Raw genomic sequence first — 12723 nt, 5'->3', positions numbered from 1 at the left:
GCACAAACCTATGCGGGAGCTCGCACCGAGGACGCGCGGGCTGAGAGGGCGACAGCTGGGTCGCCGACCGCCTGAACCTGACCGGGTAATGCCGGCGTAGGGAGTGGGGTCGCTCATGACCGACACAGCTGTTCGTCCTGCCAGTACTACCGAGGCGCCGCTCGTCCTCACCACCGATGCGCCGCGCACGCTCGGCTTCTTCGACCAGTTCACGCTCTGGGGCAACTTCGGCATCTCGCTGTTCGGCCCGGTGACCGGTGCGCTCGTGGCGGCGTACACCGGCTCGCTCTGGCAGGGGCTGCTCGCCGTGGTCGTCGGCTGTGGCATCGGCGCGTTGGTGCTCGGCGGTGCCGCCGTGTTCGGGTCGCACACCGGTGCGCCCGCGATGGCGAGTCTGCGCGGTCTGTTCGGCCGCCGCGGCTCGATCGCGCCGACCGTGCTGAACATCGCGCAGAACGTCGGCTGGGCGACGATGGAGATCATCGTGATCTCGCAGGCCGCGGTCGCGGTCACGAGTGAGCGGTGGCGCTGGGTGTTCGTCGTACTGGCCGGAATCATCGCCACCGCGATGGCGGTCCGTCCGCTCGGCAGCGTGAAGATCCTGCGGAAGTTCATGGTCTGGCTGGTGCTGCTCGCGTCGGTGTACCTGTTCGTGCAGGTGCTCAGCAAGCCGGTGCACGCCCTGCCTCAGGACAGCGTGTTCGGCTTCTGGCCGGCGGTCGACCTGGCCGCTGCCGGTGTCGTGTCGTTCGCACCACTGGCCGCGGACTACACGCGGCACTCGCGGACCAACAAGGCCGCGTTCTCCGGGTCCGCACTCGGCTACGGCCTGGCGGCGATCGGGTACTACGCGCTCGGTGTCGTCGCTGTGGCAACGCTGCAGACCAACAGCGACGACGTGATCACCGCACTGGTCACACTGCCCGCGGGTGCGGTCGCGCTGCTCGTACTGCTGGTGGACGAGGTCGACGAGGCGTACGCGAACGTCTACTCGACCACGCAGTCCGCACACAATCTGATCGGCCACGTCGACCGCCGCTGGATCTCGGTGGCGATCGGCGTGATCGCCACCGGTATCGCGCTGTTCATCGACCTGGGCAACTACACCCAGTTCCTGTACCTGATCGGCTCGGTCTTCATCCCGCTGTTCGCGGTCGCGATCGCGGACTTCTTCGTGGTCAGCAAGATGAAGTGGGACGTCTCCGGTACTGCGAAGTTCCGCTGGCAACCCACCGTCGCGTGGCTGATCGGCTTCGTCGCATACCAGTTGGTGAACCCCGGCACCGTCTCCGGCTGGTCCCCGTTCTGGACGAACGTCCAGCAGGCCCTCTTCAACGACCACCCCGTCCCCACCTGGCTCGGCGCGACGTACACCTCGATCATCGTCTCGATGCTGGCCGCCGTGCTCCTCGGCCGGATCGGCCGCCGGCAGCCTGCCTGAGCAGGACCAGCGCAACCGCCGGGAACAGCAGCACCGACAACAGCCCGGCACAGACGAGAGCGGCGGCGGTGACCGGTGTCATCAGACCGGTTGCCACGCCGATCTGCGTCGCGGTCACGATGAACGGCAGCGACGTCGCCTGCAGCAGCGCGGTCGCCGCCGTCGCGCGAGCTCCGAGAGTTCGCACCGCGAGGTACGCCGGTACTCCGCGAACCGCTAGCAGTGCTAGCAGGAACAGCGGCACGCGCACGAGCGCGGCCGGGTCGTCGAGCAGCCCGCGCAGGTCGAGCCGGAGCCCGCTCGTCACGAAGAACACCGGAATCAGGAACCCGTACCCCAACGCCTCCAGCTTGACCCGGAAGCGTGGATGCGACGTGGCGTCCCGGTCGACCAGCCCGACCACCGCACCGGCCAGGAACGCGCCGAGGATCGTCTCCAACCCGAACTGCTCAGCCAGCGCGACGAACGCGACCAACAGCACCACGGCGGCTCGGACCCGAATCTCCGCGGTGGTGTCCTGTAACCGCAGCAGCACGCCACCGAGTCGCTGCGACCGTCCAGCGGAGGCGACCACCAGACCCGTGACAACCACGAGCAGAGCGAACAGGCCCACCATGACCAGTCGCTCACCCGCGCTGCCACCTTCGGTCGAGAAAACGAGTGACAGCACCAGTACGGCAGCGAAGTCGGCGACCGATGCTGCCGCAATGGTGAACTGCCCGACAACTCCCTCGGCCTTGTCCGCGTCCTTGAGTACCGGCACGACTAGACCCAACGAGGTCGCGGACAACGTGACTGCCAGCAGGAGTGCGCTGTGCACCCAGCCGACTGCGGAAAACCCGAAGCCGACCAGCCCACCCAGCAGCAGCGTCACCAGGTAGCCCAGTACCGCCAGCCGCAACACCTGTCCGCGCAGCCGGTGCACGTCGATCTCCAGGCCGGCCAGGAACAGCAGAAAGCCCAGCCCCAACAGCGAGACGATCTGCAGCGGCAGATCGATGTCGACCAGGCCGAGTCCATGCGGCCCCAGCACGATCCCGGCCACGATTTCCAGCACGACGGCCGGCACCCGGAGGCGCGGAGCGAGCCCGAGCAGCAGCGGTGCGAGCAGCGCGATCAGAGTAACCGCGAACAGGTTGGTGAACTGCACATCCGGCATACGCGTTCAGTGCCGTCGACGCGGCCGGACGTTACGCGGTCAATCGCGCGGGAAGGTGCGGAAGGCGTCCATCAAGCGGTTGCGGGTCTCGTCGGAGAGGTTCCCGGGTTCCACCTGCCCGACCTCGGCGGCCGTCCGACGGATCTGCTCGACGTAGATCTCGCAGCCGTCGCAGAGCGCCAGATGCTCGACGAATCGCTGCTCGGTCGCCGCATCCAACGCGCCGTCGAGATAGGCGGTGACGAGCTCGACCACTTCCGCACACGTCATGACTCAACTCCGGCGGTGGTGAAGTAGCCCTCCAGCCGGCCGCGAACGGCTGCCCGGGCCCGGTGCAGCAGGACTCGCTCGTTGGCCATGGAGATCTCCAGCAACGCGCACACGTCTTCCGCGGCGTGTCCGTCGATGTCTCGCAACGTCAGCACCACCTGCTGCCGGATCGGCAGGCTGTCGATCGCGGCCGCCACCGTCGCCCGGACCTCGTGGGCGAGGACCTCGCTCTCGGTCGTCGGCCAGCGGTCCGGAAACGCACGCCAACCGCCCGGGTACTGCTCGTGGGCGCCGCGGAAGCGCTCCGGATCGACCGTCGGCTCGTGATCCGGGGCCAGGCTGGTCCAAGGCACGGTCCGTTGTTCGCGGGAGGCCCGCTTCCGGGCGATGTTGACGAGGATCCGGTAGACCCAGGTGCGTAGTGAGGAGCGACCCTCGAAGCGCCCGATCCCTTCGAAAACGGCCAGCCAGGTGTCCTGGACGACTTCCTCGGCGCTGGCTGTGGTGGACACGAACGAGCGGGCCAGCCGCAGCATCGACCCCGACCAGCCGTTCAGCAGACACGCGAACGTCTCCTCGTCCCCGGTCCGTAGACCGGCGACGAGTACGTCGTCCGTCGGCACCCCCACCCCCACAGCCCGACGGTACAGCAGCGCGCCGGGAGTCAGCGGTACTCCGGGTTCTCGAAGTCGAACCGGCAGCCGGCGTCCCACTCGGACCGCTGGTTGCCGTGTGCCGGGACCCCACCGGCGTCCTTGAGCATCCGCGCGAAGTGCAGCAGGTTCCAGGTCATGAAGGTCGTGTTCCGGTTGGTGAAGTCGTTGTCCGGGCCGCCCGACTCTTCGTCGAGGTACGACGGACCCGGGCCGGCCTCCCCGATCCACCCGGCGTCGGCCTGCGGCGGGATCGTGTAGCCGAGGTGCTGCAACGAGTAGAGGACGTTCATCGCGCAGTGCTTCACCCCGTCCTCGTTGCCGGTGATCAGGCAGCCGCCGACGCGTCCGTAGTACGCGTACTGTCCGCGCTCGTTGAGGATCGACGAGTTGCCGTACAGGCGCTCGATCACCTGTTTGGTGACCGAGCTGTTGTCGCCCAGCCAGATCGGTCCGGCGATGACCAGGATGTCGGCGGCCATCACCTGCTCCTGGATCGCCGGCCAGTCGTCCTTCGGCCAGCCGTGCTCGGTCATGTCCGGCCAGACGCCGGTTGCGATGTCGTGGTCGATCGCACGGATCACGTCGACCTGGACCCCTTGTTTCTCGAGGATGCGACGGCTGACGTCGATGAGTCCCTCGGTGTTGCTGACGGCTGGCGAGCGCTTCAGGGTGCAGTTGAGGAACAGCGCGCGAAGGTCGTCGTACTCGGTCATTGATGGCTCCTCAGAGAAGTTCGGCGTCCTGCTCGATGCAGAGCAGGGCTGGGCCAGTGGCGGCGAATAGGGTGGTCATCGCGTCCTCCAGATCCTGACGACGGGTGACTCGCAGACCGGTCGCGCCGCAGAGTTCGGCGTACGACGCCCAGTCCGGGTTGTGCAGGGAGGTGTGCCAGACCGGGTAGTCGGCGGCGAGCTGCTCCTTGCTGATCTTGCCGAGCGAGTGGTTGTCGAGCAGCACGTGATTGATCGGGATGCCGTACTTGACCGCGGTCGTGAGCTCCGCGGCGTACTGTCCGAACCCGCCGTCGCCGGTCACCGCGAGGATCGGCCGGCCCGGAGCGGCGGCCCACGCGCCGAGCGCGGCCGGGTAGCCGAAACCGATCGAGCCGAGGTAGCCAGACATCAGCACCGGTTGGCCCTTCGACTCCAGGTACCGGCCGAGCGAGTACGCATGGTTGCCGACGTCAACGGTCACGACGGCGTCCGCGGGCAGATGCCGGGACAGAGCATCGAAGACAGCCGCCGCCGACACGCCCCGGCCGCGGTCGTCGTCGACGCGCCGTCGCTTCGAGTTTGGCGTCGTACAGACCGGTGAGGAGGTTGGTCGACCCAGGTCCGGCGATCGCGAAGCACACCGCGGGGCGGCCTGTCAGCTTGCCGTAGGCGCTTGCCGCGAAGGCTGCCGCGCCTTCGTGCCGGATACCGATGTAGGTGAGCTCGCCGCGGTCCTCGGCCCGACGCATCGCCTCGGCGAACCCGAGGTTGGAGTGCCCGACCATCCCGAACACGTGCGTGACGCCATGCGCGACCAACGTCTCGACGAGGACATCGGCAACCGTCCGGACCGACTCGGCCGGCTCGGGCAATTGCACGTAGACGCCGTCGGCGCGCTCGTCCACCGGGTACGACGGGACACTGTCGGAGAATCCCTCCGGCGGCTGACCCGTTATCGGGTCGTAGTCGTACCCGTGCCACGGGCACCGCAGCAGCCCCTTCTCGATCGAGCCCTCACCGAGCGGGCCGCCCTGGTGCGGGCACTTGTTGTCCAGCGCGCCGAGCCGCGCCCCGCAACGGGCCAGCGCGATACTGCGGCCGTCCACCACCACACTGCGGACCCGGCCGTCCGCCGGTACGTCGACCTCGTCCACCCGATGCCAGTTCGCCGTCATGTAACGTCTCCCACCCCTCGCGACACGGACCGTCTGAATGAACAGTGCCGTCCCGCGGCCCTGCGTTACAGGAGGAGACTGCCGTGATGGATGAACGTTCGCTCGCCGTAACCCGTCGCTCCCTGCACGGCGTCGCCGAACTACTCCTGGCCGGACCGCAGCACCGCGAGGGCGGTGGACTCCGACTACGCGTCGTACCGGGCGGTTTCAGCACCCTAGACGGCACCCGCCGAGTCGAAGGTGAGTTGCTGGTCGCCCCAACGCAAACAGTGCCGCTGGCAGGCACGTACGTCGAGTTGGCGGCCGCGGTGGGCATCGAAGCGTGCCGGCTCGACCACGTGTACTCCGGTGGTCCCAAGATCGCCCCCGAGGAACAACTGGAGATCGACCCCGCCGCAGCCCGTCTGCTCGCAGACGCCTTCACCCGCGGCGACGCCGCCCTCAGAGCCCTCGCGCCGGAGGAGACACCAGTGCTCTGGCCCGAGCACTTCGACGTCGGCATCACCGTCGCCAAGGTCAACTACGGCGTCTCCCCCGGCGACAACTATCTCCCCGAGCCGTATGCCTATATCGGCCCGTGGACGCCGCGCACGGGTGATTTCTGGAACGCCCCCTTCGGTGCCGCCCACCCACTCGCCGAACTACCCGATGTTGTCGACTTCTTCCGAACCGCCCAGTCACACCTGTTGAACGACTGACCGTTACCCAACGCTGAACCTTCTGCCGACCGACTGAAGCGTGTTGTTGTGCGATCGTGGAGCGGTGGATGAGCTTCCGTCGTTGCGTCCTCGGTTGCCGTCGCCGGTGGCGGAGCTTCGCGATGACCGACTGAACGACACGGGTGTCCGTGTCCTGCTGAAACGTGATGACCTCATTCACCCGGAGATCCCGGGCAACAAGTGGCGGAAGTTGAAGTACAACGTCTCGTCGGCGCGCCGGCTTGGTCTCGACACGCTGCTGACGTTCGGAGGTGCCTACTCGAACCACATCCGAGCGACCGCCGCGGTTGGCTACTACGGGGGCTTCAAGACGATCGGTGTGATCCGCGGAGAAGAACATCTGCCGCTCAACCCATCGCTCGCTTACGCCGCGGCCCGCGGCATGCGGCTCACCTACCTCGACCGAACGACCTACCGTGCCAAGACGTCACCTGCTGTGATCAGCGCCTTGCACCGGGAGTTCGGGGATTTCTACCTGCTGCCGGAAGGGGGCAGCAACAAGGAGGCTGTGCTTGGATGCGCTGAAATCCCGGCCGAACTGGTGGAGCCGTTCGATGTCTTGTTCTGCTCCGTAGGCACGGGGGGAACTCTGGCCGGTGTCGCGGCGGGACTGGGCGAGCGTCAATCGGCTGTTGGTGTTCCGGTTCTGAAGGGCGGTGCGTTCTTGGAGGCCGAGATCGTCGAACTGCAGCAGTCCGCCTACGGTTCCCGATCCGGCACGTGGCGGCTCGAATGCCACTACCACTTCGGTGGCTATGCGAAGCGGACAACCGAGTTGGACGCATTTGTCGAGGAGTTCGACAAGAAGCACGGGTTGCTGCTGGATTGGGTTTACGAGGCGAAGATGATGTATGCGCTGTTCGACCTAGTGGGTCGCGGGACCTTCGCACCGGGTACGACGATCGTCGCTTTGATCAGTGGATCGGGTGAGGTCCCAGAAGAGCTCAGTCGTTGAACCAGTCGAGGTGCCAATCACCGGCGTTCACCTTGAACTGCTTGCCGAAGCCGAGCCACCGACCGGTCATCGAGCGCCAGTGCGGACTGACAACGAGCTGTATGGCTCCGTGATAGACCGCGCCGCGGTAGTACCCGGCAGGTGAGGTTCGTTCGGTCCAGGTGCCGGTGGCGATCGCTCCCCGGAGTGACAGGTCCAGAGCGAGCCTGGACTGCTGATCGTCGCGATCACTGGTACCGACGATCCGGCCGCCGGCGTGGCGCAGCCTGATGATGTGCTCGCCGTGCAGTTCCTCGCCGCGGCCCGACGAGTAGTACGTATACGAGGAACGCCACAGGCCAGTCAGGTTCCCGCCGGCCGTTTGGGCGGAGTCGATCTCGCGGAAGTCCGCCAGATCGACAACGAGGTCTGCAACCGAGCATTGGTACAGCTGCGCCAGTCTGGACAGGACATCCAACGACGGTGCGTACCCAGTCGCGGCCGGCCATTGCTCCCAGTACGAGAAGTTCTTGAAGGTCTTCGGGTCGTCCGGCCATCGCCGGTTCCACTGCTCGGCTGCTTCGCGCTGGCTCCAGCTGTGAGCCAGACGGAAGGCGACGCGCCGATTGACGGCGTATCCGTCGGCGAATGTCTCAGCGATCTCGACCCAGGTGGATCCCTGCCCGCGCAGGTCCGACGCCCACTGTCTGCGCGCCTGCCGCAGGCTCGGTCCGCCACTGGACCTGACCACCGGATCGACACTCACAGTACCCATGATGCCACGAAACGTCCCCGTTAGACGGGGAGGAATGATCGAAAGGATCACTGGTCGTCGCGGTGGTTCGGATCGGGGTCGAGCGACAGGCTTGTAGGTAGGTCAGGGCGGTGGGTGAGCCCCGAGTGCACAGGCGGGTGCGTGATTCGCCTGCTGGCTTCGCGGCGAGCGTCAACTCGACGGCGACCCGATAGACCCAGAGCCATCCCACTTGTGGGCGGTTCGCCCCTGGCTGGGCGCTCAACTCGTCGAAGAGCACGTCGCGCCACGTGGGTTGGCCGAGGATCGCGCCGACTCGATCCGTGAGCGCATCGACGGCCTGCCCGGACGCAGGCTCACCTGTGAGCCAGTGCTCGCAGCCGAACACATCGATCCGTAGGAGGAAACTGAATGACAGCCGTGCCGCTTCGCCCGTGGGGTGTACGCCGTGCCGTCGAGTCCGATCTGCTGTCAGATGGCCATGCGCTGTCCCTGACCGCCGTGACTATCGATCCACTGACGCAGCTCGGGATCTATCGCGACCCGAGCGGTCAGATTGTGCAGGCTGGGCCTCCGAAGCACGGGACGCAGCGGGCGCAGTTCAAGAGTCTGCCGACGGGTACCGGCGACGGCTCCAGACCCGGCAACCCCGATGACACCAAGGTCGTTGAGTACGTCCCCGACTGATGAGCGTCGATGGACCGGTCCTCGTCCTGACCTGCGCCGACGATCCGACGTCGGACGTGGTCGTGAACGAGCTCAATCATCGCGGCGTACCTGTGTTCCGTTGCGATCCGGCCGATTGTTGGCAGGCAGGCTGCAGGTGTCGGCCCAGTTCGGCCTCGGCGCCGTACAGCACCTGCTGCAGACCGAAGCGGGAACCGTGAATCTCGGCGACGTGCGATCGGTGTACTACCGGCGCCCGTCGACGTACTCGCCGCCATCAGAGATGAGCGAACAGGACGGAGAGTTCGCGAAGGAGCAGGCGAAGCACGGTATGGCAGGCATCATCGCGGCGGTGCGGGGCAGATGGATCAATCACATCTGGCGGATGCTGGAGGCCGAGTTCAAGGCGACACAACTGGCCGCCGCACAGCAGACAGGTTTCGTGGTCCCGCCGACGATCATCACCAACCGTGTCGACGACGTACGCGCGTTCGCCAAGGAGCACGGATCGATCGTCTACAAGCCATTGCAGAACACTGATCTCGTGGGACCCGACGGAAGGGCCGCTTCGATCTGGGTCGATGAGGTCGATCCCTCCGATCTCAACGACGATGTGGGCTCGACCTTGCACCTGTTCCAACAGCGGCTGGACAAGACTGCCGACGTACGAACGACTGTCATCGGCAACCGGACATTCAGCGTCCGTATCGAATCGCCGTACCTTGACTGGCGCCGCGACTACGAGCAGGTCCACTACACGGTGATCGACACACCGAACCACATCGTGCTGCGATGCCGGCAGTACCTCGACCGGCTCGGACTGCTGTTCGGCGCGTTCGACTTCGGGATCGCGAACGACGGCTCGTGGGTCTGGTACGAATGCAACACCGCAGGACAGTGGCACTGGCTCGAACTCGAAACCGGGCTGCCGATGACAGCCGCCCTCGCGGATCTTCTGGAGATCACCCGATGACCAACAGAAATGAGCAGCTGCCGTGGCACCCCCTCGCCGATGAACTCGTTGCTTCCATCAAGCAAAAGGGACATCTCAGCGACCCACGTCTCCGAGCCGCGTTCGCCGAGACTCCACGACACCACTTCGTGCCCGAGTACCTGCGACTGGACATCGGTCCCTCCGGCGCGACCCACATCGACGGCACAGTCGACCGATCGACCCCGCAGTACCTGACCGCCGTCTACACCGATCAGGCGTTGATGACGCAGACCAAACCCGTTCGGGGACAGCCCGACAGCTTCGTGTGGAGTTCGTCTTCTTCGATGCCGTCGGTGATGGCCGACATGATCGAGGAACTTCAGATCCGTCCAGGTATGACCGTGCTCGAAAGCGGCACAGGCACCGGTTACAACGCAGCGATCCTCTGCCATCTGCTCGGCGAGAGAGCTGTGACCACGATCGAGATCGACCCCGACCTCCGGAAGACAGCACTCGAACGGCTCGTCGACCTCGGATACCACCCGTCGACCACACCACAGGTTCGCAGCTACGACCGAATCCTCGCGACGCACGCCGTCGACAACATCCCGCCCGAATGGATCAAGTTGGGCAAGCCCGGCGCCGTGATCCTCGCCGACCTGCGGCCACCCGCCAACAGCCAGGTCGGTGCGTGGGCAAAGGTCACGATCGATGAAGACGGTCGCGGCGCGAGAGGCCGGCTGATGCCTCCACGCGGCTACTTCATGAGCGCCCGGAAGGTACCCGAGTTCGCCGACGACGGCCAGCAATTGCCCGAGCTGACCCTAGAGGAACACCAACGGCGGGCGGAGATGATCGAGACGCGAGACGTCCTTGTTCAGCCGGAGATCCTCGACGACCAGGCGTTCGCGTTGTATTGCTGGCGCCGCAACCTCGACATTTGGTCGTGGTACCAGAACGGTGAGGTCAGTCTGAGTACAGCCGACGGAGCGTGGGCTCAGGTGCGAGGAACCGCTGTCAGCGTGATCGGCGACCGGGATCTCTGGGCCGAGGTGGAGCACACCCACCGCGACTGGCAAGCCGCCGGACAGCCACCCGTCACTGAATGGACCGTCCGAGTCACCCCCGAGGGGTCCACCGAGATCGAACTTCCTGGGTGATCGCGGCTACTTTGTGCACCAGATCTGTATGGCGCGGCCTCCGGTGTGCGGATCTGGTGCACAAAGTTGACACGCGCAGGCTCCGGGCCGGGCACGCCGCCCGCTGGACAACTGACCCATCGAGACCGGGATACTGGCGGGCATGCTGAACTCCGCATTGCGTAGTCGGGCCGAGTATGCGGAACTCGGTGCCGACGGACTGGCCGCGCGTACGTCGCCCGAGCGGGACGCGTTGATCGTCAAGGCGGTGGAGGAGCTGCTGGAGGGCCGTGAGTCCGTGCTCGACCTGTGCTGCGGGTACGGGCGGGTGGCGCTGCCGCTGCGCCGTGCCGGCAAGGTCGTGCGCGGGCTGGACATCTCGCCGAACCTGCTCGAGGCCGCTCGCGCCCGGGCCGCGGAGGAGAACCTCGCGATCGACTGGGCGATCGGCTCGATGACCGATCTGCCGTACAAGTGGGACTCGTTCGACGCGGTGATCTGCCTGTGGACGGCGTTCCACGAGCTGTTCGCGGAGGACGAGCAGATCTCCACGATCTGCGAGATCTCCCGGGTGCTGAAGCCGGGCGGGATCGCGATCATCGAAGGCCCGGTCTGGGGACCGGCGACTGCGGCCGAGATCGCCAACGGGATGCGGCAGGGACCGGAGCACCGGATCGTCACCACCGAGCACGACGACGACCGCAGCAGCGTGCACTTCATCCACGACGAGATCAGCTACGGCCGCCTCTGCGCCGCGGCCGGCATCACGGACTACAAGGTCTACAAACGCGACTGGGGTGGCCGCCGCCGACTCATCCTCGAGATCCACCAGCCCACAACTTCCTGACATGTCAACAGGAGCAGATCCCCACTCCACATTGGGGATCTGCTCCTTATTTCAGCGAGTGTAAATCCATTCCCGGCAATTCCGGAAAACTCAGCTTTTTGCTTCGAGATTCAGCAAGAATCGTTTTGCGTCGAGCCCGCCGGCGTACCCGGTGAGCGCGCCGTTCGCGCCGACGACCCGGTGGCAGGGCAGTACGACGCAGACCGGGTTCGCGCCCAGCGCCGTACCGACCGCGCGCGCCGCCTTGGGCTTGTCGATGTCGGCGGCAACGGTTCCGTACGTCGTCGTGGCGCCATACCTGGTGTGTGCCGGCAGATCGTTCAGCACGAGCCGCTGGAACGGCGTCGCCAGCGCGAGGTCCACCTCCAGGTCGAAGGCGTGACGGCTGCCGGACAGGTATTCGTCGAGTTGCCGTCGTACGTCGTCCAGCGGCCGAGGCTGCCGTAATACCCGCGGGGACACGGCCCGGGCGAGCCGCGCGGTCATGGTCTCCTCGTCGCCGAACGAGCTGGCGACGACCCGGCCGTTCGCGATGGCGAGCAGGAGAGTCCCGATCGGGGTGTCGTGCAGTGTGTAGGCGACGTCGGCGTCGGGCAGGACAGGTGGCTTCAGGTCAGCGGTGTCGAGCCGGGTCAGCCGGCTCTCGAGGTCAGTCATCGTGTACTCCGAGTTTCGTGCGCAGGGTCGCCAGCGCGTCGCTGACGAGCCGGCGCGACGCGGCGGGCGTGGTATCCAGAGCGGCGGCCACGCCGTGGTGGTCCAGGTCGCCGACGTACTTGAGCGTGATCGCGAAGCGTTGCCGCTCCGGGAGTTCGTTGACCGCCCGCCACAGGTCGGGATCCGGCCAGGCCGCGGCCTCCGGTCCGTCGACCGCGACCGGCGGCGCCTCGTCCAGCGGGCGCTGCGGTTTCCGTGCCCGGTGTACGTCGGTCGCGCACCGGGCGGTGATGGTGAGGAGCCAGCTGCGAAGGTTCTTCGCCGAGGTCAGCTCCGGGTACGCCGCATACGCCTTCTCCCAGGCGCGTTGCGCGACGTCGTCGCCGTCCTGACCGGCCATCGCCCGCGCCAGCCTGGCGACGTCTCGCCAGTGCGCGTCGATCAATGCCTGGAACGGCGGCAACCCGACCTTCTCCCGAGTCATCACGTAAGTAGAACGCACGGCGCCGGTCGGGTGTGAGTCCGGATCCCGAGATTGTCTAGTTAGCCGATAGACATTGATGCGAAGATAGCTGACATGACGACGACACTCCTCACCCGCCGTCGCGTCATCGACCTGCTGCGGACGGCGAGCGCCACCTGTCGGTGACCCGTTCTCT

At 66.4% G+C, this 12723-nt stretch carries 16 protein-coding genes and 1 riboswitch; of the genes, 7 read left to right on the top strand and 9 right to left on the bottom strand.

The features are described from left to right. The first annotated feature begins 2 nt into the window (after nucleotides 1-2). A riboswitch (TPP riboswitch) is annotated at nucleotides 3-120 on the top strand. Further along, entirely contained in the window at nucleotides 116-1441 is a 1326-nt protein-coding gene (locus EV651_RS07610; protein WP_133783516.1) for a cytosine permease, read from the top strand. Its footprint overlaps the riboswitch before it by 5 nt. On the opposite strand, the gene EV651_RS07605 is transcribed toward EV651_RS07610, so the two are convergent. The 6 genes from EV651_RS07605 to EV651_RS41805 are packed head-to-tail and all read right to left on the bottom strand — an operon-like array spanning nucleotide 1380 to nucleotide 5414. Next, on the bottom strand, nucleotides 1380-2600 hold the full coding sequence (locus EV651_RS07605; protein WP_133783514.1) for a cation:proton antiporter: 1221 nt from the start codon (nucleotides 2598-2600) through the stop codon (nucleotides 1380-1382). The genes EV651_RS07610 and EV651_RS07605 overlap by 62 nt on opposite strands. A gap of 39 nt (nucleotides 2601-2639) precedes the next feature. Continuing rightward, complete coding sequence (locus EV651_RS07600; RefSeq protein ID WP_133783512.1) at nucleotides 2640-2870, bottom strand: anti-sigma factor; 231 nt, start codon at nucleotides 2868-2870, stop codon at nucleotides 2640-2642. After that, entirely contained in the window at nucleotides 2867-3505 is a 639-nt protein-coding gene (locus EV651_RS07595) for an RNA polymerase sigma factor (protein WP_133783510.1), read from the bottom strand. Before EV651_RS07595 ends, EV651_RS07600 begins: the two co-directional genes overlap by 4 nt. A 29-nt stretch (nucleotides 3506-3534) precedes the next feature. After that, complete coding sequence (locus EV651_RS07590) at nucleotides 3535-4239, bottom strand: flavodoxin family protein (protein WP_133783508.1); 705 nt, start codon at nucleotides 4237-4239, stop codon at nucleotides 3535-3537. Nucleotides 4240-4249: 10 nt separating this feature from the next. Beyond that, nucleotides 4250-4720, bottom strand: coding sequence for a thiamine pyrophosphate-dependent enzyme (locus tag EV651_RS41810; RefSeq protein WP_202870213.1), 471 nt, complete (start codon nucleotides 4718-4720; stop codon nucleotides 4250-4252). Beyond that, a complete protein-coding gene (locus tag EV651_RS41805) occupies nucleotides 4710-5414 on the bottom strand; it encodes a thiamine pyrophosphate-binding protein (protein ID WP_202870212.1) in 705 nt (234 codons plus the stop codon). Before EV651_RS41805 ends, EV651_RS41810 begins: the two co-directional genes overlap by 11 nt. 86 nt (nucleotides 5415-5500) lie before the next feature. Between EV651_RS41805 and EV651_RS07580 the strand changes: the two genes are divergently transcribed. Further along, complete coding sequence (locus tag EV651_RS07580) at nucleotides 5501-6112, top strand: hypothetical protein (protein WP_133783506.1); 612 nt, start codon at nucleotides 5501-5503, stop codon at nucleotides 6110-6112. A 64-nt stretch (nucleotides 6113-6176) separates the two neighbouring features. Next, on the top strand, nucleotides 6177-7088 hold the full coding sequence (locus EV651_RS07575; RefSeq protein WP_133783504.1) for a 1-aminocyclopropane-1-carboxylate deaminase/D-cysteine desulfhydrase: 912 nt from the start codon (nucleotides 6177-6179) through the stop codon (nucleotides 7086-7088). Here the strand turns inward: EV651_RS07575 and EV651_RS07570 are convergent. After that, the gene (locus EV651_RS07570; RefSeq protein WP_133783502.1) at nucleotides 7078-7842 is read right to left on the bottom strand and encodes a hypothetical protein; all 765 of its coding nucleotides are present in this window, start codon (nucleotides 7840-7842) and stop codon (nucleotides 7078-7080) included. The genes EV651_RS07575 and EV651_RS07570 overlap by 11 nt on opposite strands. Before the next feature lie 390 nt (nucleotides 7843-8232). Here EV651_RS07570 and EV651_RS07565 point away from each other — a divergent pair, with 390 nt between their 5' ends. From EV651_RS07565 to EV651_RS07550, 4 genes are all read left to right on the top strand, one after another. Beyond that, entirely contained in the window at nucleotides 8233-8508 is a 276-nt protein-coding gene (locus EV651_RS07565; protein ID WP_133783500.1) for a putative ATP-grasp-modified RiPP, read from the top strand. Between the two features lie 136 nt (nucleotides 8509-8644). Then, nucleotides 8645-9460, top strand: a complete 816-nt coding sequence (locus EV651_RS07560) for an ATP-grasp ribosomal peptide maturase (protein WP_166658531.1) — start codon at nucleotides 8645-8647, stop codon at nucleotides 9458-9460. Next, nucleotides 9457-10581: an rRNA adenine N-6-methyltransferase family protein gene (locus tag EV651_RS07555; protein WP_166658530.1), complete on the top strand. Its 1125-nt coding sequence runs from the start codon at nucleotides 9457-9459 to the stop codon at nucleotides 10579-10581. The genes EV651_RS07560 and EV651_RS07555 overlap by 4 nt, the downstream gene beginning before the upstream one ends. Nucleotides 10582-10723: 142 nt before the next feature. After that, nucleotides 10724-11407, top strand: a complete 684-nt coding sequence (locus tag EV651_RS07550; protein WP_133783494.1) for a class I SAM-dependent methyltransferase — start codon at nucleotides 10724-10726, stop codon at nucleotides 11405-11407. 90 nt (nucleotides 11408-11497) lie between these two features. Here the strand turns inward: EV651_RS07550 and EV651_RS07545 are convergent, their stop codons facing one another. Together EV651_RS07545 and EV651_RS07540 are read right to left on the bottom strand one after the other, a co-directional pair. Then, entirely contained in the window at nucleotides 11498-12064 is a 567-nt protein-coding gene (locus EV651_RS07545; RefSeq protein WP_133783492.1) for a methylated-DNA--[protein]-cysteine S-methyltransferase, read from the bottom strand. Then, nucleotides 12057-12548, bottom strand: a complete 492-nt coding sequence (locus EV651_RS07540; RefSeq protein WP_133783490.1) for an RNA polymerase sigma factor — start codon at nucleotides 12546-12548, stop codon at nucleotides 12057-12059. Before EV651_RS07540 ends, EV651_RS07545 begins: the two co-directional genes overlap by 8 nt. Between the last annotated feature and the right edge of the window lie 175 nt (nucleotides 12549-12723).

The sequence above is a fragment of the Kribbella sp. VKM Ac-2571 genome, from assembly GCF_004362255.1.
Taxonomy (GTDB): domain Bacteria; phylum Actinomycetota; class Actinomycetes; order Propionibacteriales; family Kribbellaceae; genus Kribbella; species Kribbella pratensis.
The sequence above is the reverse complement of the archived record's forward strand: the minus strand, read 5'-3'. Positions and strand labels throughout refer to the sequence as shown.

Bases quoted from the DNA above. Each gene is read 5' to 3' on its own strand.
- EV651_RS07610 (WP_133783516.1), top strand. From the start codon at position 116: ATGACCGACACAGCTGTTCGTCCTGCCAGTACTACCGAGGCGCCGCTC.
- EV651_RS07605 (WP_133783514.1), bottom strand. From the start codon at position 2,600: ATGCCGGATGTGCAGTTCACCAACCTGTTCGCGGTTACTCTGATCGCG.
- EV651_RS07600 (WP_133783512.1), bottom strand. From the start codon at position 2,870: ATGACGTGTGCGGAAGTGGTCGAGCTCGTCACCGCCTATCTCGACGGC.
- EV651_RS07590 (WP_133783508.1), bottom strand. From the start codon at position 4,239: ATGACCGAGTACGACGACCTTCGCGCGCTGTTCCTCAACTGCACCCTG.
- EV651_RS41805 (WP_202870212.1), bottom strand. From the start codon at position 5,414: ATGACGGCGAACTGGCATCGGGTGGACGAGGTCGACGTACCGGCGGAC.
- EV651_RS07580 (WP_133783506.1), top strand. From the start codon at position 5,501: ATGGATGAACGTTCGCTCGCCGTAACCCGTCGCTCCCTGCACGGCGTC.
- EV651_RS07570 (WP_133783502.1), bottom strand. From the start codon at position 7,842: ATGGGTACTGTGAGTGTCGATCCGGTGGTCAGGTCCAGTGGCGGACCG.
- EV651_RS07565 (WP_133783500.1), top strand. From the start codon at position 8,233: ATGACAGCCGTGCCGCTTCGCCCGTGGGGTGTACGCCGTGCCGTCGAG.
- EV651_RS07555 (WP_166658530.1), top strand. From the start codon at position 9,457: ATGACCAACAGAAATGAGCAGCTGCCGTGGCACCCCCTCGCCGATGAA.
- EV651_RS07550 (WP_133783494.1), top strand. From the start codon at position 10,724: ATGCTGAACTCCGCATTGCGTAGTCGGGCCGAGTATGCGGAACTCGGT.
- EV651_RS07545 (WP_133783492.1), bottom strand. From the start codon at position 12,064: ATGACTGACCTCGAGAGCCGGCTGACCCGGCTCGACACCGCTGACCTG.
- EV651_RS07540 (WP_133783490.1), bottom strand. From the start codon at position 12,548: ATGACTCGGGAGAAGGTCGGGTTGCCGCCGTTCCAGGCATTGATCGAC.